The sequence below is a fragment of the Pseudonocardia broussonetiae genome (assembly GCF_013155125.1).
Lineage (GTDB): Bacteria > Actinomycetota > Actinomycetes > Mycobacteriales > Pseudonocardiaceae > Pseudonocardia > Pseudonocardia broussonetiae.
This window is the reverse complement of the sequence record NZ_CP053564.1, coordinates 5,082,696-5,103,804: the sequence shown is the minus strand read 5'-3', so window position 1 is coordinate 5,103,804 and position 21,109 is coordinate 5,082,696. Positions and strand designations below refer to the sequence as shown.

Sequence of the window (21,109 nt, the reverse complement as noted above, 5' to 3'; positions counted from 1 at the left end):
GGGGTTGTCCCCCGCTCGGCGGACGGGTGAGCCGGATGGCGTGCCCGGTCCGGGGGCCCCAGGCTCGGGGACATGACCACCGACGAGCCGGCGCGAGCCGGTACGCGCACCGCCAGCGACTTCGCCCTGCTGTCGAGGCGGATCAGCGCCGCGGGCCTGCTCGACCCCGCGCCCACCCACTACGTCGGGCGCGCGCTCGTCCTGGCCTCCGTGGCCGCCGCCACCGTCACGGCGTTCGTGCTGCTCGGCAGCTCCTGGTGGCAGCTGGCCGTCGCGGCCGTGGCCGCCGCCGTCTACGGCCAGATCGCGCTGCTCGCCCACGACATCGCCCACCGCCAGGTCTTCCGCTCGCGCACGGTGTCGGCGTGGGCGGGGCGGCTGGTCGGCAACCTCGGCATCGGCATGGCCTACGGCTGGTGGATGCAGAAGCACACCCGCCACCACGCCGACCCCAACCACATCGGCCGCGACCCCGACGTCGCGCCGGGCTCGCTCGCCTTCACCACCGACCAGGCGCGCGCCAGCCACGGCCCGGCCCGGTTCCTCGTCCGCCACCAGGACGCGCTCTTCTTCCCCGTGCTGACCCTGTCCGGGCTCGACCTGCGCCGTGCCGGGATCGCCGGCCTGCTGCGGGGCCGGATGCCCCTGCGCCGCACCGAGCTCGCCCTGGTCGCGACGCACATCACCGCCTACCTGACGGCGCTGTTCGTCCTGCTGCCGCCCGGGCTCGCCGTCGCGTTCCTCGCCGTCCACCAGTGCCTGTTCGGGGTGTACCTCGGCTCGATCTTCGCCCCCAACCACAAGGGCATGGAGATGCCGACCGAGCGGATGGACTTCCTGCGCAAGCAGGTCCTGACCTCGCGCAACGTCCGGGGCGGCCGGCTGACCGACGGCCTGCTGCACGTCGCGATGGGCGGGCTCAACCACCAGATCGAGCACCACCTGTTCCCCTCGATGCCGACCCCGCACCAGCGGCGGGCCCGGGTCGTCGTGCGGGAGTTCTGCGCCGAGGTCGGCGTGCCCTACCACGAGACGACCCTGCTGGGCTCCTGGGCGGAGATGCTCGCGGCGCTGCGGGCGGCGGCCGCCCCCCTGCGCCGCGTGCCGGCCTAACCGAGCAGCAGCAGGGCCGTGGGCACCGCGACGAGCGCGACGGCGGCCAGCCGCACGAGCACCTGCACGGCCAGCGGCAGCGGCGGGGGCGGGTCGGTGATCCGCCGCAGCCGCCGGTCCAGCGCGGTGGTGAACGAGCTCAGCGCGGCCGCGGGGGCCGCCCCGCCCATCGTCCGCAGCGCTCCGACCAGCTCGCCCGACCGCTTCCCCGACGCCGCGACGTCGTCGGCCCGCATCTCGATGAGCGCCGCCACCGCGATCTGCGCGCACACCATCCCCCGCACGAACGGCGCCGTCGCCCCCCAGGCGACGAACGGCAGCACGACGAGGTCGTGGCGCTCGCGCAGGTGGGCGCGCTCGTGGGCGAGGACGGCGCGGACGCCGGCGGGGTCGAGGGCGTCGAGGACGCCGACCGAGAGCACCAGCCGCGACCGCAGCCCGGGCAGGCAGTAGGCGACGGGCACGGGGTGGTCGAGCACGCGGGCGCCGGGCGCGGCGGGCCACGGGGTGCCCAGCACGTCGAGCAGGTCGCGGTGGCGGCGCCGGGCCCGCAGCGTGCGCACGGTGATCGCGGCGAGCACACCCAGCAGGCGCAGCACGAGCAGGAGCGCGAGGACCAGGGCCAGCAGGTGGGGGACCCCGAGCCGCGACCAGGCCGACCCGTCCAGCGCGCGGACCGCCGCGGGCAGCGTGGGGCCGAGCGGCGCCAGCCCGTAGACGACGCCCGCGCCGATCAGCGACAGACCGCCCGCGAGCCCGACGGACTGCCACAGCAGGAGCGCGCCGACGGGGTCGCGCACGGGCCAGTGCGCGCGGGACAGCGACCGGCTGACGGGCTCGGCGAGCAGGACGCCCAGGGCGAGCAGCGCGAGCGCGGTCAGCTCCATCACCGGAGCAGTCTCCCAGGGGTGCCCGGCCGGGGCGATCGGACTCAGTCGAGCAGGTCGCGGAGGGCGGCCCGCTCGTCCTCCGGGATGGACCCGAGGAAGCGGGCGAGGACGGCGCCGCGGTCGGGCGCGGCGTCGAGCGCGTCGCGCATGAGCTCGGCGACGTGGTCCTCGCGGCTGGCGACGGCGTGGTAGCGGTGGGCCCGGCCCTCCCGCTCGCGGGTGACGAGCCCCTTGCGCTCCAGCCGCCCCAGGACGGTGAGGACCGTGGTGGTGGCGAGGTCGCGGGCGGCGAGCGCGTCCTGGACGTCACGGGCCGTGAGCGGCGCCGCCGCCGCCCAGAGGGTCTCCATCACGGCACGTTCCAGCTCACCCAAACTCGGCACACCACCATTCTACCCCCGGTAGAAGGCATCCCCTAACGGATCTGGACCTGGTCCCCGACCTGCAGGTAGTCGAACCAGGCCACGGCGTTCTCGTGGCTGAGCTTCACGCAGCCCGCGGAGCTCGTGTCCTGCGCGCCCTCGTGGAACGCGATGCCGCCCTCGGCGAAGAACACCGCGTACGGCATCTGCGTGAGGTACTCGCGGCTCGTCCACTGCTCGGCCTTCCACTCCACCGCGAACGTCCCGCGCGGGGTGGGGTCGATCTCGTCGCCGATCATCACCGGGACCGGGCCGCGGGCGATCACCCCGTCCCTGATCAGCCAGGACGTGCGGCCGGCGAGGTCGACGCAGGCCCGGGCGGTCACCGTGCACGGCGTGCCGGGCACGAGCGCGGCCGGCGCGGGAGCGCGGACGGGCATCGAGGCGTGCACGGCCTCGCGCTCCCGGGACGGCGCCGTCGTCGGTGCCGGTTCCTCGGTCGGGGTCGGCTCGGGCGTCGCGACCGGCGTGGTCGCGCCGGCCGTGGGCTGCGCGGGCTCCTCGCGCGCGGCCCGGGGGGCGGGCTCGGCCGGCAGGGCGGGCACGGCGCGCGGCGCCGCCTGCGACAGCGGGACGGCCACCGGGCTCTCGTCGGCCGTGCCGACGCCGAGACCGACACCGACCAGCACCGTGCTCAGGACAGCCGCCAGCACCGCCCCGATCGCCACGCGACGGGCGCTCTGCGGTTGTGCAGCCACGTTCCCCTGCCCCTTCCGGACATGCTTCTCACATCAACGACCGCATCCCCTGTAGGTGACGACGAGTGGCGCAGCACTCACCGTCCGTGGAAGACCGCCGGTCGCTTCTCCAGGCGGGCGGCCTGCCCCTCGCGCCGGTCGTCGCTGCTCCAGCACGCTTCGAAGGCCGCGACGAGCTCGGCGTCGTCGTCGGCGAGGTCCGCCCGGTCGAGTGCCAGCAGGTTGTAGCGCAGCGTGAGCGGGGCCAGGGTCGCCATCTCCGCGGCCCAGGCCAGCGCCTCGGCGCGGTCGCCGAGGCGGTCGACGAGCCCGCGGGCGTGCGCGAGGTCGGCGCCGACGGTGTCGCAGGCGACCAGGATCGCGCGCGCGGTGCCACCGCCGCCGAGGCGGGCCAGGCGGCGGACCGTCCACGGGTCGACGGCCAGGCCGATCCGGGCCGTCGGCACGCCGAACACCGCGCCGGGGGCGGCGATGCGCAGGTCGCAGGCGATGGCGAGCTGCGTCCCCGCCCCGATCGCCGGGCCGTTGACGGCGGCCACCACCGGGACCGGCGCCTCGTCGACCGTGCGCAGGGCGGCGTGCAGGGCGTCGCGGAAGCCGTCGGTGTAGACCTCGCCGAAGTCGGCGCCCGAGCAGAAGCTGCTGCCCGACCCGGTGACGACGATCGCGCGCACGCCGTCGGCGAGCAGGCCGCCGACGGCCTCGACGATCCGGTGGCACTGGGCGACGTCCAGGGCGTTGCGCCGGTCGGGTCGGTCCAGCTCGAGCAGGCCCACGGCGTCCGCGGTCGACACGTTGATCACGACCGCGAGGTTACGGGTAGCCCCGGGTCGGCTCGGGCCCGAGTGCGGCGCACAGCGCGCGGGCGCGCGCGGGCAGGAAGTCGGCCGGGCGGTCCGGGCCCAGTGCGGCCGCCTCGGCGACGAGCGCGCGCAGCTCCGTGTACTGCTGCGTGGACAGGCCCCGCTGCTGGTAGTCGTCGAAGCCCTGGTCCGGGGCCTCGCCGAGGTCCTGCGGGGCCCAGTAGAGCAGCGCCGACGCGCACTGCTCGACCGGGTCCGGCGGCGGCGGCGCGGGAGCCGGGGCGGGCGGCGCGGCGCAGGACACCGCGAGCAGCAGGAGCGGGGCGGCCCGGGCCACGGCGGGGTTGATCGTCATGACCGGACCAGGCTAGCCGCCGTAGGCTCCGGAGATGACCACCGCGGGCGGGCTCCGGATGGGTACGACGGCCGGGCGCTGGGTGCTGTTCACCACCGTCCTGGGCTCGGGGCTGGCGCTCATCGACGGCACCGTCGTCAACGTGGCGCTGGAGTCGATCGGCTCCGAGTTCGACGCGCAGTTCACCGCGCTGCAGTGGACCGTCAACGCCTACACCCTCACCCTCGCCGCGCTGATCCTGCTCGGCGGGTCGCTGGGCGACCGGTTCGGGCGGCGGCGGGTGTTCCTGGTCGGCGTGGTGTGGTTCGCGCTGGCCTCGCTGCTGTGCGGGCTGGCGCCCGACGTCGGCACGCTGATCGCGGCCCGCGCGCTGCAGGGCGTCGGCGGGGCCCTGCTGACGCCGGGCAGCCTCGCCCTGATCTCGGCGTCGTTCCACGGGCCGGACCGGGCCGCGGCCGTCGGCGCCTGGTCCGGGCTGGGCGGGATCGCCGGCGCGATCGGGCCGTTCCTGGGCGGCTGGCTCGTCGAGTGGTCGTGGCGGGCGGTGTTCCTCATCAACCTGCCGCTGGCCGCGCTGATCGTCGTCGTCGCGCTCAAGCACGTGCCGGAGAGCCGTGACCCGGAGTCCGCGCCCGGGCTCGACGTGTCCGGCACGGTGCTCGCCGTGCTCGCGCTCGGGGCGCTCACGTACTCGCTGACCGGGCTCGGGGAGTCCGGGCCGACGCCCGTTCTCGTCACCGGGCTCGTGGTGGGCGTGCTGGCGCTGGCCGCGTTCGTCGTGGTGGAACGGCGGTCGAAGCACCCGCTGGTGCCGCCGACGCTGTTCGCGAACCGGACCTTCAGCGCCGCCAACGCCGTGACGCTGCTGATCTACGGCGCGCTGGGCGTGGTGTTCCTGCTGCTCGTCCTGCAGCTGCAGACCGTCGCCGGGTTCACCCCGCTCGCGGCGGGCACGTCGCTGCTGCCGGTCACCGCCGTCATGCTGGTGTTCTCCGCCCGCGCGGGCGCGCTGGCCGGGCGGATCGGGCCACGGCTGCCGCTCACGGTCGGCCCCCTGGTCAGCGCGTGCGGGCTGCTGCTCATGCTGCGGGTCGGCGCCGACGCCACCTGGCTGCTGCACGTGCTGCCCGCCGTGCTGGTGTTCGGTGCCGGCCTGGCGCTCACCGTCGCCCCGCTGACGGCGACGGTCCTCGACGCCGCGCCCGACCGCTACGCGGGCTCCGCGTCGGGGGTCAACAACGCGGTCGCGCGCGCGGCCGGGCTGCTGTCGGTCGCCGTCGTGCCGGGACTGGCCGGGATCTCCGGCGCCGACTACACCGACCCCGCGGCCTTCGACTCCGGTTTCCGCACCGCGATGACGATCGGCGCCGGGCTGCTCGCCCTCGCCTCGGTCACGGCGTTCGCGCTGGTCCGGCGGTCGGCACCGGCGGAGCCCGTCGAGCGGGTGCGGATCGAGGAGTGCGCGCACTGCGGCGTCACCGGGCCGCAGGTGCACCCGACCCGGTGACGCCCGGGCGTCAGGAGAGCTCCAACGCCTCCGCGAGGGCCCGCATCGGGGGCAGCGGCTCGGCGAAGCCCTCGGTGAGGACCTGCGCGCACACGTGGTCGGCGCCGGCGTCGACGTGCTCGGCCAGCCGGGCCGCGACCGCACCGGCGTCGCCGTGCGCGACGAGGGCGTCGATGAGGCGGTCGCTGCCGCCGTCGGCGATGTCGTCCTCGGTCCAGCCCAGGCGCAGCAGGTTCGAGGTGTAGTTGCGCAGGCCCAGGTAGGGCTTGTGGACGAACGGGCGGCCGGTGGCGCGGGCGCGCTGCGGGTCGGTGTCGACGACGACCTTGTGCTCGGGGGCGAGCAGCACGCCCGCACCGAGGATCTCCCGCGCCTCGCGGGTGTGCTCGGGCGTCGTCAGGTACGGGTGGGCGCCCGCGGTCCGCTCGGCGGAGAGCTTCAGCACCTTCGGGCCCAGCGCGGCGAGCGCGCGGCCCTGCACCGGCACGTCGGCGGTGTCGAGGGCGTCGAGGTAGTCGACGATCGTGGCGTAGGGGCGGGTGTAGTCGCTGGTGGCCTCGGGGTGGCCGATGCCGACGCCGAGCAGGAAGCGGCCGGGGTGGCGGGCCTCGATGCGGTGGTAGGACGCCGCCACCTCCTCGGCCGGGGTCTTCCACATGTTCACGATGCCGGTGGCCACGGCGATGCCGTCGGTGGCGTCGAGCAGCGACTCGGCCAGCGCGAGGTCCCCGAGCGGGGACCCGCCGATCCAGATCGCACCGAAGCCGAGGGCCTCGATCTCCCGTGCCAGGTCGGGGGTGAGCCCGCCCGCGTGCCGCCAGATGCCGTACGTACCGAGTGCGACCGTCATGCTCGGCGCAACCCGGCCCGCGCGCCCCGCATTCCGCCCCGGCGCCGCCTGCCGTCGTGAGGACGTCGTGGGGACGTCGTCCGCGGGCGGCTGTCGGGGGCCCCGCATAGGGTCGGGGGGTGAACGAACTGCTCTCCCGCGCCGCCCCCCTGCGCATGCGTCCCCGCGTCCTGGTGCCGGCCGACCCGCGCCGTCCCCGCGGGGCCCCGGTGGGCACGGAGGCCGTCGTCGTCGGCGGCGGGATCGCCGGGATCAGCGCCGCCGTCGTGCTCGCCGAGCGGGGCGTCGCCGTCACGCTGGTGGAGGCGGCCGACACCCTGGGCGGGCGCCTGGGCGCCTGGCCGCACACGCTGCCCGACGGCACCGAGCAGGTCGTCGAGCACGGGTTCCACGCCTTCTTCCGGCACTACTACACCTGGCGCGCGATGCTGCGCCGCATCGACCCGGAGCTGTCGTTCCTGCGCCCGGTCGGCGGCTACCCGGTGATCTCGCGCGAGTGGCCCGCGGAGGACCTCACGGGCCTGCCCGGCTCGCCGCCACTCAACCTCGTCGCGCTGTTCGCCCGCTCCCCCAGCCTCGGCCTGCGCGACCTGCTGAGCTCGAACCAGTCGCTGGCCGCGCAGCTGCTGGCCTACGACCGCGCCCGCACCACCGCCCGGTTCGACGAGATGCCGGCGGCGGAGTTCCTCGCGTCGCTGGGGATGTCCGACCGCGCGCAGGCGATGCTGTTCGAGGCGTTCGCCCGCTCGTTCTTCGCCGACCCGGGCGCGCTCTCGGCCGCCGAGCTGATCGCGATGTTCCACTACTACTTCCTCGGCAACCCCGAGGGCATCGGCTTCGACGCCCCCGACACCGACCACCTCACCTGCATCTGGGCCCCGTTCCGGACCTACCTGGAGTCGCTGGGCGCCGAGGTCCTCACCGGCAGCCGGGTCAGCGCGATCACCCCCGTCGACCGGCACCTCTGGCAGGTCGAGATCGACGCCGCGCCCTCGCTGCGCACCCGCCACCTCGTGCTGGCCACCGACCCGGGCGCGCTGCGCGACCTGGTCGCCGGCTCCCCCGACACGCGCGTCGCCGCGCCGAAGCTGGCCCGCAAGGCCGCGGCCATCGAGGTCGCGCCGCCGTTCGCGGTCACGCGGCTGTGGCTCGACCGCGACGTCGCCGCGGAGCGGGCCACGTTCAACGCCGTCAGCCGCGAGCCCACGCTCGACTCCGTCACGATCTACTCGCGGCTCGAGCGCCCGTCGGCGGAGTGGGCGGCGCGCACCGGCGGGTCGGTCGTCGAGCTGCACTCCTACGCCTGCGACGCCCCCGACGTCGACGCCGCCACCGCCCGCATGCGCGCCGAGCTGGCCGCGCTGTGGCCGGAGACGGCCGCGGCGGAGGTCGTGCACGTGGCGCAGCGCATGGAGGCCACCGCGCCCACGTGGCCGCCGGGCGGCGCGGGCACCCGGCCCGCCGTCACCGGCGACGCGCGGGGCGTCCGGATCGCGGGCGACCACGTCGACTCGCCGTTCCTCACCGGCCTCATGGAGCGCGCGTCGCTCACCGGGGTGCTCGCGGCCAACGACATCCTCGACGAGGTCGGCGCCGGGCCGGAGGAGATCCTCGGGGTCCCGCAGCGCGGGTTGCTGGCGCGGCGATGACCTCCCCCAGGACGGCGATGACCTCCCCGGGATGAGGATCGCGCTCGACCCCGGCCCGCGCGACGGCCCGGTGCGGGTGCGGCGCCTGACCGACGACGGCACCCCGCTGGCCGGGGCCAAGGTGCTGCCCGGCCTCGCCGCCGTCGCCGACCTGGAACGGGAGCACGCCCCGCGCTGGGTGCTGGCCCGCCCGCGCACCTACCGGCGGCTGCTCGCGGCGGGCGTGCGGGTCGGGCGGGCGCACGACGTCGAGCTGGTGGAGGGGCTGCTGGTGGCGGCGGCCGGGCGGTACGGGGAGCCGCACGGGCTCGCTGCGGCCGCGGCCCGTCTGGCCGGGCGGGCACCCGATCCCGACCCTCCGCTCGACGCCGACGGGGACGAGGTCTCCCCCGGGCTGTTCGACACCGGGCCCGCCCGCGACGAGCTCGCCGACGTCGTCGCCGTGCACGCGGCGCAGGTCCGGGCGCTCACCGACCCGCGGATGCGCCTGCTGGCCGCCGCGGAGTCGGCCGGCGCGCTGGTCGCCGAGGAGATGACGGCGCACGGGCTGCCGTGGAGCGCGGCCGCGCACGACGCCCTGCTCACCGAGCTGCTGGGCCCGCGCCCGGTCCTCGGCGGCCGCCCGCCGGCGCTGGCCGCGCTCGCCGCGGAGGTCGACGCCGCGTTCGGGCGCCCGGTCAACTCCGACTCCCCTGCCGAGCTGCTGCGCGCCTTCGCCCGCGCCGGCCACGAGCTGACCACCACCCGCGCGTGGGAGCTGCGCCGCGTCGCGCACCCGGCCGTCGCGCCGCTGCTGGCCTACAAGGAGCTCGCGCGGCTGCACGCCGCGCACGGCTGGAGCTGGCTGGCCACCTGGGTGCGCGACGGGCGGTTCCGGCCCGAGTACGTCGTCGGCGGGGTCGTCACGGGGCGCTGGGCCACCCGCGGCGGCGGGGCGCTGCAGATCCCCCGGACGCTGCGCGGCGCGGTGCGGGCCGACCCGGGGTGGCGGCTCGTCGTCGCCGACGCGGCGCAGCTGGAGCCCCGCGTGCTCGCGGCCCTGTCGGGCGACCACGCCCTGGCCCCCGACGCCGACGACCTCTACGCCGCGCTGGCCGCCCGCGAGTTCGGCGGCGACCGCGGCCAGGCCAAGCTCGCGCTGCTCTCGGCGATGTACGGGGCGAGCGCCGGGCAGGCGGGCGAGCTCGTCGCGCGGCTGCGGCGCCGCTACCCGGCCGCGATGGCCTACGTCGACGGCGCCGCACGCGACGGGGAGGCGGGCCGGCTCGTGCGCTCGCACCTCGGCCGCACCTGCCCGCCGGCCCGCCCCGGCGACGAGGAGCCCGCCCGGGCCCGCGCCCGCGGCCGCTTCACCCGCAACTTCGTCGTGCAGGCCACCGCGGCGGAGTGGGCGCTCGTGCTGCTCGCCGAGCTGCGCCTGCTGCTGCGCGGCGGCCCGGCCGAGCTGGTGTTCTTCCAGCACGACGAGGTCCTGCTGCACTGCCCCGCCGAGGTCGCGACCGACGTCGTCGACGCGATCGCCACGGCCGCCGACACCGCCCGGCGCCGCCTGTTCGGCGACACCCCCGTCCGCTTCCCGCTGCAGTCGCGGGTGGTGGGCAGCTACGACGAACCGGCGTGAGCGCTCAGTGCTGGGCGGGTTCAGTCCTGGGCGGCGGTCAGCACGTCCTGGGCCATCGACAGCATGCCCAGGGCGTTGGGGTGCACCGGCGCGGCGGGGGCCGTCGGGACGAGACCCTCGATCCACTTCGTGCCCGGAGGGGTGCACACGTCGTGGCCGACGAAGCGGTCGTAGGTGTCGACGTAGGCGACCCCGGCCGCGTCGGCCTGCTCGGCCAGCATGGCGTTGAGCGCCTTCTCCGTCTCGCGCAGGTAGGCCACGTCGCCCGGGCTGAACGGCACGACGGGGAAGCAGCCGGGGCCCTCGTCGGGCAGGATCGCCGGGTAGCCGACGACGAACACGTCAGCGGCCGGGGCGCGCTCGGCGATCGCCGCGAGCGCGGCGGCCACGTCGGGCGCGGTCTCCTCGATCCGCTCCTGCAGCTGGTCCTCGCCGTCGGGACCGGTGAAGAAGTCGCGGCAGGCCGCGCCCAGCGGCTCGCGGGGCGAGCGCACCGCGCACTCGGAGATGATCGTGGCGAACCCGATGTCGTTGCCGCCGATGGAGAGCGTGACGCCCGTGGTGCCCGCGACCAGCGCGTCGAGCTGCGCCGGGTTCGTGCCCGCCGACGTGGCCTGCGGGGCGAAGAGGTCCTCGGTGGTGGCGCCGCTGCAGCTGACGTCGCGGAAGTCCGGGACGCGCCCGGTCGCGGCCACGACCGACGGGTAGTTGCGGGTGGAGCGCAGGCAGCCCGGCGGGGTGCCCTTCTGCTGCGGGATGAGCGGCCCGGCGGCGTAGGAGTCGCCCAGCGCCACGTAGGAGTCGAACAGCGGGGCCGACGCGAACGGGCTCTCGGCCGGGGCGGCGCCCGCCGGCGTCGCCAGGACGACGCCGAGCGCGAGGACCGTGCCCGGCAGCAGGAGCTTGGCGATCCGGACGGGACTCAGGCGCATCACAACCGGTCGAACGACCGGCGACCGTCCCGGTTACGCGTTCCCCCCTCACGAACGCGGCCCTGTCCCCGCGGCCGCCGCGCTCCTAGCGTCCCGGGACCATGCAGCGCAGCAGCGACCGGATCCTCACCACCCACGTCGGCAGCCTCGCCCGGCCCCGTGACCTGCTCGAGGTCATGCGGGAGAAGGAGCACGGCCGCCCCTACGACGCCGACGGCTACACCAAGCGCGTCACGACCGCCGTCGCGGAGGTGGTGGACCGGCAGGTCGACGCCGGCATCGACGTCGTCACCGACGGGGAGATGGGCAAGGTCAGCTTCCTGACCTACGTCAAGGACCGGCTCTCCGGGTTCGCCGCCGACTCCGGCGAGAAGCTGATGCCGCCGTCGTGGCAGGTCGAGATCGACGCGTTCCCCGAGTACTACGCCGGCTACCTCGGCAAGTACACCGAGCAGGTCAGCCCGATGACGACGATGGTCTGCACCGGCCCGGTCACCTACGTCGGCCAGGAGCAGCTGCAGACCGACATCGCCAACCTGCGCGCCGCCGTCGAGGGGCAGCAGGTGGTCGAGGCGTTCCTGCCCTCCACGAGCCCGAGCGGCTTCGGCCGCAACGAGCACTACGGCTCGCACGGGGAGTACCTGGAGGCCGTCGCCGAGGCGCTGCGCGAGGAGTACCTCGGGATCGTCGACGCCGGGTTCCTGCTGCAGGTCGACGACCCGTGGCTGATCGAGTACCTGTCGGAGAACCCGGAGACGACGCCCGAGCAGCGCCGCGCCGACGCCGAGCAGCACGTCGAGATCCTCTCCCACGCCCTGCGCGGCATCCCGCGCGAGAAGATCCGGCTGCACACCTGCTACGGCCTCAACCACGGGCCGCGCGTGCACGACATCGACCTGCGCGACGTCGCGCCGCTGATGCTGAGGATCCCGGCCGGGGCGTACTCGTTCGAGGTCGCGAACCCCCGCCACCAGCACGAGTGGAAGATCTGGCGCGACATCCCGCTGGAGGACGGCCAGATCCTCATCCCCGGCCTGCTCGGGCACGCCACCAACTACGTCGAGCACCCGGAGCTGATCGCCGACCAGATCGAGCAGTACGCCGGGATCGTCGGGCGCGAGAACGTCATCGCCGGGGCCGACTGCGGCTTCTCCTCCCGCGCCAGCTTCTCCCCCGAGGTGCACCCGACCGTCGTGTGGGAGAAGTTCCGGGCGCTGGCGGAGGGGGCGCGGATCGCGTCGGCGCGCCTCTGGTCGTGACGTCCTGCCCGTAACGGAGCCGTCACCGCGGGCGAGTCCCCCGCATGACCGATCTGCAGCCGGTGGTCGTCGGGCCGGACGAGGGCGACACCGTGTTCCTGGTCGGTGACGCGTACACGACGCTGCTCACCGGCGCGCAGACCGGCGGGGCCTTCACGATGCTGGAGGCGGTGGTCAACCCCGACGCGGGGCCGCCGCCGCACGCCCACCTCGACGAGGAGGAGACGTTCCTCCTCCTCGACGGGACGATGACCTTCACCGTCGACGGCGTCACCCACGACGCGCGGCCGGGCACCGTCGTGCTCGTGCCGCGCGGGGTGGTGCACAGCTACCGCAACGTCGGCGACGGCCCCGCCCGCATGCTGTTCCTCTACAGCCCGCCCGGCATGGAGGCGATGTTCCCCGAGATCGGGCGCGCCGCCGTCCGCGGTGCGGCGCCGCCACCGCTCGACCCGGCCGACCTCACCGCGATGGCCCGGGTGGCGGCGAAGTACCGGTTCATCTTCGCCTGAGCCCGGGCCGGCCCCCGTCAGCGGCGGCCGCGGACCAGGTCGAGCAGGTGGTCCAGGACCGCTCCGCCGTCGGCGCGCAGGGCGTTGTGCTCGTACTCGCTGGTGACCCACGGGCGCAGGCCGCGGACCTGCGCGGCGGTCTCCAGCGAGAACGCGCTCTCGACGTAGAGGTCCTCGACGTAGACCGCGGCGGCCGCGGGCACCTCGTTGCCGGCGAGCACCGCGGCGTCGTAGAGGCGGGGCCAGGGGTGCGCGGCGAGCAGCTCCGCCACCTCGGCGAACGGGCGGAGCGCGCCGAGCTCGTCGAACATCCACGGGTAGACGTGCTCGCCGGTGAGCAGCGCCCGGTCCTCGGCGTACTCCGGCGGCATCGTGCGCTGCGCCGACCAGTCCGTGACGTGGCCGTCGGAGTAGCTCGACTCGTGCAGCACCGCGTAGATCGGGTTGCGCGCGAAGCCGATGGTCTCGGCGTCGTGGGCGAAGGCCGGCGACTGCGGGTCGAGCTCGAGGAGCGCGTGCAGGAGCTCGGGGCCCTCGCTGCGGCCCAGCAGGTTGCCGGCCTGGCGCAGGCGGGCGAGCGAGAGGCGGTCGCCCGAGGCCAGCACCGGGGCGGCGTCGACGGCGGCGAGGAACCGGTCGTGGTCCTCGGGGTAGCGCGCCCAGTAGCGGCGGTTGCGCTCCAGCACCCGGGCGTAGGTGGCGGCGTACACCTCGTCGGGATGGCGGCCGATCGGCGGCAGACCGCCGGTGAACAGCGCATCGCGCAGCCCCTCGGGCCGCTGCGAGAGGTAGGCGAGCGTGCAGAACCCGCCGAAGCTCTGCCCGAGCACCGTCCACGGCGGGCTGCCCAGGTGCGCACGCAGGGCCTCGGCGTCGGCGACGATCGCGTCGGCGCGGAAGTGGACGAGGTGCGCGGCCTGCTCGGCGGGGGTGCGCCCGACGAGGGTGGCCGGGCCGACGGGCGTCGAGCGGCCGGTGCCGCGCTGGTCGAGCATGAGGACGCGGAAGTCGGCCAGCGCGCGGTCGAGCCACGCCGGGGCCGACGGGCGCCGCGTCGGGCGGGGCGCCTCGAACCCGGGCCCGCCCTGCAGGAACACCAGGTAGGGGCGGTCCTGGCCGTCGGGGTCGGCGACCTCGCGGGCGAACACGGTGATCTGCTCGCCGTCGGGCGCGGCGTGGTCCAGCGGCACGCGGATCTCGTGCTCGGTCACGACCAGTCCGGGGCTCCGCCTCACGATCGACATGCCCCGATGATGGCAGCTAGCGTCACCGATCATGAAGGAGCAGAAGCGGTCCCGGAAGATCGCCATGACGCCCGAGGAGGTCGACGCCTTCCTCGCCGAGCAGCGCACGGTCCGCGTCGCCACCAACGGCACGAACGGCCCGCACGCCACCCCGCTCTGGTACGTCTGGCACGGCGGCGCGATGTGGCTGACCTCGCTCTCGCGCAGCCAGCGCTGGGCCGACCTGCAGTCCGACCCGCGGATCGCCGCCGTCGTCGACGCCGGGGAGGAGTACCTGAAGCTGCGCGGCGTGGAGATCCGCGGCCGGGTCGAGGTCGTGGGCGAGGTGCCGCGCACCGGGGAGCCGGTGCCCGAGCTGGAAGGCCCGGAGCAGGCGTTCGCCGACCGCTACTCCGGCGGCACGATGCACCACGACGGCCGCCACGCCTGGCTCAAGCTCGTGCCCGAGAAGATCACGAGCTGGGACTTCCGCAAGATCGGCGGCTGAGGTGCCCTCGCCCGCCGTGCCCTCGCCCGTCGTGCCCTCGCCCGTCGTCATCGAGCTGGCGGTCAACGGGTCGACGCCGCGCAGCGCCAACCCGCACGTCCCGCGCACGCCGGGCGAGATCACCGCGGACGCGCTGCACGGTCTGGGGCACGGCGCGGCGATCGTGCACAACCACAACGACGAGCCGATGTTCACCGCCGACGGCGTGCACGCGGTGGAGCCCTACCTGCAGGCGTGGGAGCCGGTGCTCGCCCGGCACCCCGACGCGCTGCTCTACCCGACGATGTCGGCCGGCGCCCGCGGCATCCCGATCGAGCGGCGGTGGGCGCACTGCGCGGAGCTGGCCCGCCGCGGCTGGGGCGGGTTCGCACTCGTCGACCCGGGCTCGGTGAACGTCGGGATGACCGCCGACGGCGCCTTCCCGGCCGGCGCCGCCGACGGGGCGTACCAGAACACCTACGCCGACACGGTCACGATGTTCGACCTGTGCGCCCGCTACCGGGCCGCGCCGAGCATCTCGGTGTTCGAGCCGGGCTTCCTGCGGACCGCCCTGGCGCTGCACCGCGCGGGCCGGGTGCCGCCCGGGGCGCTGGTGAAGCTGTACTTCGGCGGCGACCTGCAGTTCGGCCTGCCGCCCACCGAGACCGGCCTCGCCGCCTACCTGGAGCTGCTGGAGCCGTCCGGGCTGCCGTGGTCGGTGGCGGTGCTCGGGGGCGACGTCGTCGGCTGCGGGCTCGCGGAGCGCGCGATCCGCCTGGGCGGGCACGTCCGCGTGGGGCTGGAGGACCACGCCGGCCCCCGCCGCCCGACCAACGCCGAACTGCTGGCCGAGGTGGTGGAGCTGGTCGAGGGGTTGGGTCGGCGGCCGGCGGACAGTGCGGAGGCCCGCACGCTGCTCGGCATCCCGCCGCGCGCCTGACCCCGCATTCGGCGGAACGCGATCGCGAGCGACCGGCCGAGCCCGGGCCGCACGTGTGGTGCGCCGGCTTCCCACGCAAGGCGGCCGGTTCCCGCGCGCGGAACCAGTTCCCGCGAGCCGAACCTGCTCCCGCGCGGCGAACCTGCTCCCGCGCGGCGAACCTGCTCCCGCGCGGCCCCGGGGGCGCGCGGGAGCTCGGAACGCGCGCGGCAACCGGGAACGCGCGCAGGAACCGAGGGCGACGAGGCCGGCGGCCGCGTTCCGCGGAACGCGGCCGTCATGACGTGTCAGGGGGGTGCGTTCCGCGGAACGCGCTCGCCGTGCCGCGCTGTGCGGTGCACGGCGGAGGGCGCACGCGCCGCCGCGGTCGCCGTCCCGACGTTCCCGCGCGCCCAAGCAGCTCCCGCGCGGCCCCGGGAGCGCGCGGGAGCTCGGAACGCGCGCGGCAACCGGGAACGCGCGCGGGAACCGCCGCCCACCGCTGCCCACGGCCCCTGCCCGCCCAACCCCGACGCGCCGCCGGGCCCCGCGACGCGCCCCGCGACGCCGCGCGCCGCGCCGCCGCGCCGCCGCACCCCGCACCCCGCATCCCGCGCCCCGCGCCCCGCGCCGCGCCGGCGCCGCTGCGCCCGCCCCGCTGCGCCCGCCCGCCCCGCTCCGCCCGCCGCAACCGCCCGCCCCGCGGTTCGCCCGCCCACCGCCGGGCATCCGAGACCCATGCACCACCGCCCGATCGTGCTGCACCAGGACGACATCGCTCCGGAGTCCTGGGACGACCCCGTCCGCGGCACGCTCTCCTTCCGCACCCTGCTCGGCGGCGCGGCCACCCCGACCGGGCAGTTCACCGCGGGTGTCGCCGACCTGCCGCCGGGTGGGTGGCTGGGCGCGCACGCCCACGACCAGGCGGAGGTCTACTTCGTGCTGGAGGGAGAGCTGCTGCTCCGGCTCGACGACACCGACCACCGGCTCCGGGCCGGCTCGACGGTGTTCCTGCCGGGCGGGGCGACGCACGGCGTCACGAACACCGGTGACGCCGTGGCCCGGGTGTTCTACGTGCTGGCGGCCGGCTCGTTCGAGGAGGTCGGGTACCGGTTCGGGACGTGAGTGGACGTAAGTGGACGTGAGTGCGCTCAGCGGTCGACGAGACCGTCGAGCATCGCGCGCAGGGGGGCGGTGTCGCCGTCGACGTGCGCGGCCCGGGAGGCCGCCACGTTCTCGGCCGGGTCCATCGCCACCCAGCGGACCGGGTGCCCGGCGGTGCGGGCGAGCTGGCCGAGGAAGGCGCGCTGGGTGCGGCCGTTGCCCTCCCGGAACGGGTGCAGGCCGTTGATCGCGCCCAGCAGCCAGGCCAGGGCGTCGACGAAGGTGTCGCGGTCGAGGCCCTGCAGGCAGCGGTGGCGGGCGAGCTGCACGAACAGCCGCTCCCCCGCCGACGGCAGGTCCTGCGGCGAGCAGAACGCGGCGCCCTTGCCGATCGCGACCGTGCGCAGCTCGCCGGCCCAGTCGTAGACGTCGCCGAAGACGTGGCGGTGGAAGGCGCGCAGGTGGACGAGGTCGTAGTGGCCGGGGAGGTCGGTCGACGCCAGGTCGACGAGGCGCGTGCCCGAGAGCTCGGCCTCGACCTGGGCCAGTTCGGTCCGGTCGGTGATGCCGAGGCGGTTGCGCAGGACTCCGGAGTCGAGATCGAGGTAGGGGTCCCAGGTCACGGGCGGTAGCGGGCGAGGATCTGCTCGCGCATCTCGTCGGTGGTGAGCGTGCCCGCGGCGACCGCGGCAAACAGGCGCAGACCGTCGGCGCTGGGCTCCGCCCCCTCCGCCCGCACCGACGCCAGCGCCTCGGCCACGGCCTCGCGCCGCTCCGCGCGGTCGCGCAGGTGCTGGTAGTGCGACACCGACATGACGACGGCCTCGGGCTTGCGGTGCGCCCCCACGAACACGGGCTCCGCGTCGGGCTCCTGCACGCGCTTCAGCGTGGCCGCCAGCCCGGCGCGGAACTCGCGGAACGACAGCACCTGGGGCAGCAGCATGGCCGGAGCGTACCCGGATGCGTACGCATTTCCCTAGAGCCCGGTCGTCAGGGGGTGCCGGTCACCATCGGCCACAGCGCGTCGGCACCCGCCGCGAGGACCGTGGCCCCGAGCTCGGCCTGCCACTGCGCGTCGGAGCCGTCCTCGTCGCGCCACGCCCACAGCCGCGTGGTGAGCAGCCGCAGGTCGTGCTCGCGGGTGAAGCCGATGGCCCCGTGCACCTGGTGGGCGACGCGCGCGACCTCCCCCGCGGCCTCCCCGGTGCGGGCCTTCGCGGCCGCCACGGCGAACGCGGTGGCCGGGTCGCCGAACCCGGCGCGGTCGACCTCGGCCGCCGCCGCGGACGCGGCCGCACCGGCCGCCGCCACCTCCGCCGCGGCCAGCGCGAGCTGCTGCTGCACGGCCTGGAACCTGCCGATCGGCCGCCCGAACTGCACCCTCTCCCCCGCGTACTGCACCGTCCGCGCCACCGCACCGCGCGCGGCCCCGGCGAGCAGCTGCGCCCGCCCCAGGGCGGCGCGCAGCCGCAGCTCGGCCGCCGCACCCGCCACGACGGGGGCGAGGGTCGCGTCCGCGACGTCGACGACGACCCGGTCGCGCGGCTCCTCCGCGAGGTTCGTGCCCTCGGTGACCGTGAGGCCGTCGACGGGCAGCAGCACCACGTGCGTCGGCGTGAGCACGACGACCGCGCCCGCCCCGCGCGCCCACGGGACGCGCACCAGCTCGCCGCGCACGGCCGTGCCGTCGACCGCGAGGTCACCGGCCACCGCGGTGAGCGGGCCGTCGGGCACCGCGAGGCCGTGGGCGTGCAGCAGCCACCCGGCCAGCAGGTCGGTCTCGACGAGCGGCACGCGCGCGGCGTGCGCCCCCGCGGCCTGCAGCACCTCGGCGGAGTCGGCGAAGGACGCCTCGCTGCCCCCGGCGGCCTCGGGCAGCGTGAGCCGGGCGAGGCCGGTCTCGTCGAGGGCCTTCCAGAGTGCGGTGTCGAGTCCGGTGCCGCTGGTCGCGCTCCCGACCAGGACGGACTCGGCCAGCTCCAGGATCTCCGATGGCATCAGCGCAGCCCCATCCCGCGCGCGACGATGCCGCGCAGCACCTCGTTGGTCCCGCCCCGCAGCGTGAAGCCGGGGGCGTGCAGCACGGCGTCGGCCAGCAGCCGGGCGAACCCGGACTCCGCGCCCGGGTCGGGCGGCACCGCCACCAGCGTGCGCGCCGCGTCGACGATCTCGTTCTCGAACCGCGTGCCCAGGTCCTTGACGACGGCGGCCGCCAGCTCCGGCGCCTCCCCCGACTCCAGCGACCCGGCCACCGCCAGCGACATCCGCCGCAGCGTCCACAGCCGCGCGACGATCCGGCCCACCTCGCGCTCGGTGCCCGACGTACCGGCCAGCTCGCCGAGCATCGCCGTGAGCAGCGGGAACGTCGAGAGGAACCGCTCGGGGCCGCTGCGCTCGAACGCCAGCTCCCCGGTGACCTGCGCCCAGCCGCCGCCCAGCTCACCGAGCACCTGGCTGTCAGGGATGAACACGCGGTCGAACACCACCTCGTTGAAGTGGTGCGCGCCGGTGAGCAGCGGGATCGGGCGGATCTGCACGCCGGGCGAGTCGAGGTCGACGATGAACTGCGAGAGCCCGGCGTGCCGGTTCTCCTCCTCGCGCGGTGCCGAGCGGGCCAGCGCGAAGAACGCGTGCGCGTGGTGCGCGCCCGAGGTCCAGACCTTGGTGCCGGTGAGCTCCCAGCCGCCGTCGACCTGCACGGCCTTCGTGCGCACCGCGGCCAGGTCGGACCCCGCGTCGGGCTCGCTCATCCCGATGCCGAAGTAGCACTCCCCCGCCGCGATCCGCGGCAGGTAGCGCTGCCGCTGCTCCTCGGTGCCGAAGCGCAGGAGCGTCGGACCGATCTGGCGGTCGGCGACCCAGTGCGCGGCCACCGGCGCGCCCGCGGCGAGCAGCTCCTCGGTGACGACGTACCGGTCGAGCGCGGTGGCGCCGTGGCCGCCGTACTCGACGGGGATCGTCATCCCCAGCCAGCCGCGCCGGCCCAGCTCCTTCGTGAAGCGCTCGTCCCAGCCCGAGAGCCAGACGTCGGCGCGCGGGGTCCAGGCGCCCGCGGCGCGCTCCTCGGCCAGGAACTCCCGCACCTGCGCCCGCAGCGCGGCGACGCGGGGTGGCAGCTCGGTGGGCGGTGGGACCAGCGCCGGCAACCGGTTCAACGTGGACGTCACGGCCCCATCCTGCGCCATGGGTCGACGCGACGGCACCCGGAACCGGGGGCTGCGTCCGCAGAACCCGGGTGGCAGCATCGCGACCATGACGAATCCGACCGACGAAGCCCGGGTCCTCGACGCCGTCCCCACCGGACTGTTCATCGGCGGGTCCTGGCGGCCGGCCGCGTCCGGCGCCACCCTCCCCGTCGACGACCCCGCCACCGGCAAGACGCTGGTCGAGGTCGCCGACGCCGGTCCGGAGGACGGCATGGAGGCCCTCGCCGCCGCGGCCGCGGCCCAGTCGTCGTTCGCCGCGATGGCGCCGCGGGCGCGCGGGGAGATCCTGCACCGCGCCTACCAGCTGCTCATGGAGCGGATCGACGACCTCGCGCTGCTGATGACCATGGAGATGGGCAAGCCGCTGGCCGAGTCCAAGGGCGAGATCACCTACGCCGCGGAGTTCTTCCGCTGGTTCTCCGAGGAGGCCGTGCGGATCGACGGCGGCTACGCGGTCGCCCCGGCCGGCACCAGCCGGTTCATGGTCATGAAGCAGCCGGTCGGCGTCTGCCTGCTGATCACGCCCTGGAACTTCCCGATGGCCATGGGCACCCGCAAGATCGGCCCGGCGATCGCCGCCGGCTGCGCCATGGTGATCAAGCCCTCGGAGCTGACGCCGCTGTCGATGCACGCGCTCGCCGCGATCCTGGTCGAGGCCGGACTGCCCGACGGCGTGCTCAACGTCATCACCACCTCGAACGCCGGCGCGGTCATGGAGCCGCTGATCCGCGACGGTCGTGCGCGCAAGCTGTCGTTCACCGGGTCGACGCCGGTGGGCAAGAAGCTGCTCGAGCAGGCCTCGGACAAGGTCCTGCGCACCTCGATGGAGCTCGGCGGCAACGCCCCCCTGATCGTGTTCGACGACGCCGACCTGGACAAGGCGGTCGAGGGCGCGATGGCGGCGAAGATGCGCAACATGGGCGAGGCCTGCACCGCGGCCAACCGGTTCCTGGTGCACCGCACCGTCGCCGACGCGTTCGCCGACAAGCTCGCCGCGCGGATGGGCGCGCTGGTCGTCGGCCGCGGCACCGAGGACGGCGTGCAGGTGGGCCCGCTGGTGAACGCGAAGAGCCGCGAGAAGGTCGTCACGCTCGTGCAGGACGCCCTCGACAAGGGCGCCTCGGTCAAGGTCGGGGCCGAGCCGGGCGACGGTCCGGGGCACTTCTACCCGCCGACCGTGCTCACCGGCGTGCCGCTCGAGGCCCGCCTGAGCCACGAGGAGATCTTCGGCCCGGTCGCGGCGATCACCGTGTTCGACGAGGAGGACGAAGCCGTCGCGGCGGCCAACGACACCGAGTTCGGGCTGGTCAGCTACCTGTTCACGGAGAACCTGACGCGCGCGCTGCGGGTCAGCGAGCGGCTGGAGGCGGGCATGATCGGCCTCAACACCGGGCTGGTGTCCAACCCGGCGGCGCCGTTCGGCGGGATCAAGGAGTCGGGTCTGGGCCGCGAGGGCGGCAGCGTCGGCATCGACGAGTTCCTGGAGACCAAGTACGTGGGCATCGCGTTCGGGGGCTGATGCCCGGCCTGCTCGAACGGCACCGATGACTTACCGGGGC

The 21,109-nt window shown here is 75.7% G+C and carries 22 protein-coding genes; 10 read left to right on the top strand and 12 right to left on the bottom strand.

Annotated elements, in window-relative coordinates; translation table 11 throughout:
• Nucleotides 1-72 precede the first annotated feature (72 nt).
• On the top strand, nt 73-1,113 hold the full coding sequence (locus tag HOP40_RS24770) for an acyl-CoA desaturase (RefSeq protein WP_172162506.1): 1,041 nt from the start codon (nt 73-75) through the stop codon (nt 1,111-1,113).
• On the opposite strand, the gene HOP40_RS24765 is transcribed toward HOP40_RS24770, so the two are convergent.
• From HOP40_RS24765 to HOP40_RS24745, 5 genes are all read right to left on the bottom strand, one after another.
• A complete protein-coding gene (locus HOP40_RS24765) occupies nt 1,110-2,000 on the bottom strand; it encodes a M56 family metallopeptidase (protein WP_172169084.1) in 891 nt (296 codons plus the stop codon). The genes HOP40_RS24770 and HOP40_RS24765 overlap by 4 nt on opposite strands.
• 44 nt (nt 2,001-2,044) lie before the next feature.
• Complete coding sequence (locus tag HOP40_RS24760; protein WP_172162503.1) at nt 2,045-2,386, bottom strand: BlaI/MecI/CopY family transcriptional regulator; 342 nt, start codon at nt 2,384-2,386, stop codon at nt 2,045-2,047.
• A 32-nt stretch (nt 2,387-2,418) separates the two neighbouring features.
• Nucleotides 2,419-3,123, bottom strand: coding sequence for a L,D-transpeptidase (locus tag HOP40_RS24755; RefSeq protein ID WP_172162500.1), 705 nt, complete (start codon nt 3,121-3,123; stop codon nt 2,419-2,421).
• A gap of 77 nt (nt 3,124-3,200) precedes the next feature.
• Nucleotides 3,201-3,926 carry an enoyl-CoA hydratase gene (locus HOP40_RS24750; RefSeq protein ID WP_172162497.1) on the bottom strand — a complete coding sequence of 242 codons (726 nt, stop codon included), beginning with the start codon at nt 3,924-3,926 and terminating at the stop codon, nt 3,201-3,203.
• A 10-nt stretch (nt 3,927-3,936) separates the two neighbouring features.
• Nucleotides 3,937-4,281 carry a hypothetical protein gene (locus HOP40_RS24745; RefSeq protein WP_172162494.1) on the bottom strand — a complete coding sequence of 115 codons (345 nt, stop codon included), beginning with the start codon at nt 4,279-4,281 and terminating at the stop codon, nt 3,937-3,939.
• A 34-nt stretch (nt 4,282-4,315) separates the two neighbouring features.
• On the opposite strand from HOP40_RS24745, the gene HOP40_RS24740 reads away from it, so the two are divergent.
• Nucleotides 4,316-5,788, top strand: a complete 1,473-nt coding sequence (locus HOP40_RS24740; RefSeq protein WP_172162491.1) for an MFS transporter — start codon at nt 4,316-4,318, stop codon at nt 5,786-5,788.
• A 10-nt stretch (nt 5,789-5,798) separates the two neighbouring features.
• On the opposite strand, the gene HOP40_RS24735 is transcribed toward HOP40_RS24740, so the two are convergent.
• The gene (locus HOP40_RS24735; RefSeq protein WP_172162488.1) at nt 5,799-6,638 is read right to left on the bottom strand and encodes an LLM class F420-dependent oxidoreductase; all 840 of its coding nucleotides are present in this window, start codon (nt 6,636-6,638) and stop codon (nt 5,799-5,801) included.
• 119 nt (nt 6,639-6,757) lie between these two features.
• Between HOP40_RS24735 and HOP40_RS24730 the strand changes: the two genes are divergently transcribed.
• Together HOP40_RS24730 and HOP40_RS24725 are read left to right on the top strand one after the other, a co-directional pair.
• The gene (locus HOP40_RS24730) at nt 6,758-8,287 is read left to right on the top strand and encodes an FAD-dependent oxidoreductase (protein ID WP_172162486.1); all 1,530 of its coding nucleotides are present in this window, start codon (nt 6,758-6,760) and stop codon (nt 8,285-8,287) included.
• A gap of 31 nt (nt 8,288-8,318) precedes the next feature.
• Entirely contained in the window at nt 8,319-9,908 is a 1,590-nt protein-coding gene (locus HOP40_RS24725) for a bifunctional 3'-5' exonuclease/DNA polymerase (protein ID WP_172162483.1), read from the top strand.
• A gap of 20 nt (nt 9,909-9,928) precedes the next feature.
• On the opposite strand, the gene HOP40_RS24720 is transcribed toward HOP40_RS24725, so the two are convergent.
• The gene (locus tag HOP40_RS24720; RefSeq protein WP_172162480.1) at nt 9,929-10,840 is read right to left on the bottom strand and encodes an SGNH/GDSL hydrolase family protein; all 912 of its coding nucleotides are present in this window, start codon (nt 10,838-10,840) and stop codon (nt 9,929-9,931) included.
• A gap of 101 nt (nt 10,841-10,941) precedes the next feature.
• On the opposite strand from HOP40_RS24720, the gene HOP40_RS24715 reads away from it, so the two are divergent.
• Together HOP40_RS24715 and HOP40_RS24710 are read left to right on the top strand one after the other, a co-directional pair.
• Nucleotides 10,942-12,099, top strand: a complete 1,158-nt coding sequence (locus HOP40_RS24715; RefSeq protein WP_172162477.1) for a cobalamin-independent methionine synthase II family protein — start codon at nt 10,942-10,944, stop codon at nt 12,097-12,099.
• 44 nt (nt 12,100-12,143) lie between these two features.
• Nucleotides 12,144-12,611, top strand: coding sequence for a cupin domain-containing protein (locus HOP40_RS24710; protein WP_172162474.1), 468 nt, complete (start codon nt 12,144-12,146; stop codon nt 12,609-12,611).
• Nucleotides 12,612-12,628: 17 nt separating this feature from the next.
• Here HOP40_RS24710 and HOP40_RS24705 read toward each other — a convergent pair whose 3' ends face one another.
• Nucleotides 12,629-13,855, bottom strand: a complete 1,227-nt coding sequence (locus HOP40_RS24705) for an alpha/beta fold hydrolase (RefSeq protein ID WP_172162471.1) — start codon at nt 13,853-13,855, stop codon at nt 12,629-12,631.
• Nucleotides 13,856-13,886: 31 nt separating this feature from the next.
• Between HOP40_RS24705 and HOP40_RS24700 the strand changes: the two genes are divergently transcribed.
• From HOP40_RS24700 to HOP40_RS24690, 3 genes are all read left to right on the top strand, one after another.
• Nucleotides 13,887-14,342, top strand: a complete 456-nt coding sequence (locus tag HOP40_RS24700; protein ID WP_172162468.1) for a pyridoxamine 5'-phosphate oxidase family protein — start codon at nt 13,887-13,889, stop codon at nt 14,340-14,342.
• 16 nt (nt 14,343-14,358) lie between these two features.
• Nucleotides 14,359-15,261, top strand: coding sequence for a beta-keto acid cleavage family enzyme (locus tag HOP40_RS24695; protein ID WP_172162465.1), 903 nt, complete (start codon nt 14,359-14,361; stop codon nt 15,259-15,261).
• A 717-nt stretch (nt 15,262-15,978) separates the two neighbouring features.
• Nucleotides 15,979-16,365, top strand: a complete 387-nt coding sequence (locus HOP40_RS24690) for a cupin domain-containing protein (RefSeq protein WP_172162462.1) — start codon at nt 15,979-15,981, stop codon at nt 16,363-16,365.
• 26 nt (nt 16,366-16,391) lie between these two features.
• On the opposite strand, the gene HOP40_RS24685 is transcribed toward HOP40_RS24690, so the two are convergent.
• Genes HOP40_RS24685 through HOP40_RS24670 form a run of 4 tightly spaced genes read right to left on the bottom strand, consistent with a single transcriptional unit; the run spans nt 16,392 to nt 19,511 of the window.
• Entirely contained in the window at nt 16,392-16,967 is a 576-nt protein-coding gene (locus tag HOP40_RS24685; protein WP_172162459.1) for a Fic/DOC family protein, read from the bottom strand.
• Nucleotides 16,964-17,287 (bottom strand): antitoxin VbhA family protein, encoded by a 324-nt coding sequence (locus tag HOP40_RS24680; RefSeq protein WP_172162456.1) that lies wholly within the window; start codon nt 17,285-17,287, stop codon nt 16,964-16,966. The genes HOP40_RS24685 and HOP40_RS24680 overlap by 4 nt, the downstream gene beginning before the upstream one ends.
• 47 nt (nt 17,288-17,334) lie before the next feature.
• Nucleotides 17,335-18,342 carry an acyl-CoA dehydrogenase family protein gene (locus tag HOP40_RS24675; RefSeq protein ID WP_172162453.1) on the bottom strand — a complete coding sequence of 336 codons (1,008 nt, stop codon included), beginning with the start codon at nt 18,340-18,342 and terminating at the stop codon, nt 17,335-17,337.
• Complete coding sequence (locus HOP40_RS24670; RefSeq protein ID WP_240157252.1) at nt 18,342-19,511, bottom strand: acyl-CoA dehydrogenase family protein; 1,170 nt, start codon at nt 19,509-19,511, stop codon at nt 18,342-18,344. The genes HOP40_RS24675 and HOP40_RS24670 overlap by 1 nt, the downstream gene beginning before the upstream one ends.
• Before the next feature lie 85 nt (nt 19,512-19,596).
• Here HOP40_RS24670 and HOP40_RS24665 point away from each other — a divergent pair, with 85 nt between their 5' ends.
• A complete protein-coding gene (locus tag HOP40_RS24665; RefSeq protein WP_172162447.1) occupies nt 19,597-21,069 on the top strand; it encodes an NAD-dependent succinate-semialdehyde dehydrogenase in 1,473 nt (490 codons plus the stop codon).
• Nucleotides 21,070-21,109 lie beyond the last annotated feature (40 nt).

What these genes read in the sequence shown, in the direction of transcription:
- HOP40_RS24770 (WP_172162506.1), top strand. Translation starts at nt 73, where the DNA reads ATGACCACCGACGAGCCGGCGCGAGCCGGTACGCGCACCGCCAGCGAC.
- HOP40_RS24765 (WP_172169084.1), bottom strand. Translation starts at nt 2,000, where the DNA reads ATGGAGCTGACCGCGCTCGCGCTGCTCGCCCTGGGCGTCCTGCTCGCC.
- HOP40_RS24745 (WP_172162494.1), bottom strand. Translation starts at nt 4,281, where the DNA reads ATGACGATCAACCCCGCCGTGGCCCGGGCCGCCCCGCTCCTGCTGCTC.
- HOP40_RS24740 (WP_172162491.1), top strand. Translation starts at nt 4,316, where the DNA reads ATGACCACCGCGGGCGGGCTCCGGATGGGTACGACGGCCGGGCGCTGG.
- HOP40_RS24735 (WP_172162488.1), bottom strand. Translation starts at nt 6,638, where the DNA reads ATGACGGTCGCACTCGGTACGTACGGCATCTGGCGGCACGCGGGCGGG.
- HOP40_RS24725 (WP_172162483.1), top strand. Translation starts at nt 8,319, where the DNA reads ATGAGGATCGCGCTCGACCCCGGCCCGCGCGACGGCCCGGTGCGGGTG.
- HOP40_RS24720 (WP_172162480.1), bottom strand. Translation starts at nt 10,840, where the DNA reads ATGCGCCTGAGTCCCGTCCGGATCGCCAAGCTCCTGCTGCCGGGCACG.
- HOP40_RS24715 (WP_172162477.1), top strand. Translation starts at nt 10,942, where the DNA reads ATGCAGCGCAGCAGCGACCGGATCCTCACCACCCACGTCGGCAGCCTC.
- HOP40_RS24710 (WP_172162474.1), top strand. Translation starts at nt 12,144, where the DNA reads ATGACCGATCTGCAGCCGGTGGTCGTCGGGCCGGACGAGGGCGACACC.
- HOP40_RS24705 (WP_172162471.1), bottom strand. Translation starts at nt 13,855, where the DNA reads ATGTCGATCGTGAGGCGGAGCCCCGGACTGGTCGTGACCGAGCACGAG.
- HOP40_RS24700 (WP_172162468.1), top strand. Translation starts at nt 13,887, where the DNA reads ATGAAGGAGCAGAAGCGGTCCCGGAAGATCGCCATGACGCCCGAGGAG.
- HOP40_RS24690 (WP_172162462.1), top strand. Translation starts at nt 15,979, where the DNA reads ATGCACCACCGCCCGATCGTGCTGCACCAGGACGACATCGCTCCGGAG.
- HOP40_RS24680 (WP_172162456.1), bottom strand. Translation starts at nt 17,287, where the DNA reads ATGCTGCTGCCCCAGGTGCTGTCGTTCCGCGAGTTCCGCGCCGGGCTG.
- HOP40_RS24675 (WP_172162453.1), bottom strand. Translation starts at nt 18,342, where the DNA reads ATGCCATCGGAGATCCTGGAGCTGGCCGAGTCCGTCCTGGTCGGGAGC.
- HOP40_RS24665 (WP_172162447.1), top strand. Translation starts at nt 19,597, where the DNA reads ATGACGAATCCGACCGACGAAGCCCGGGTCCTCGACGCCGTCCCCACC.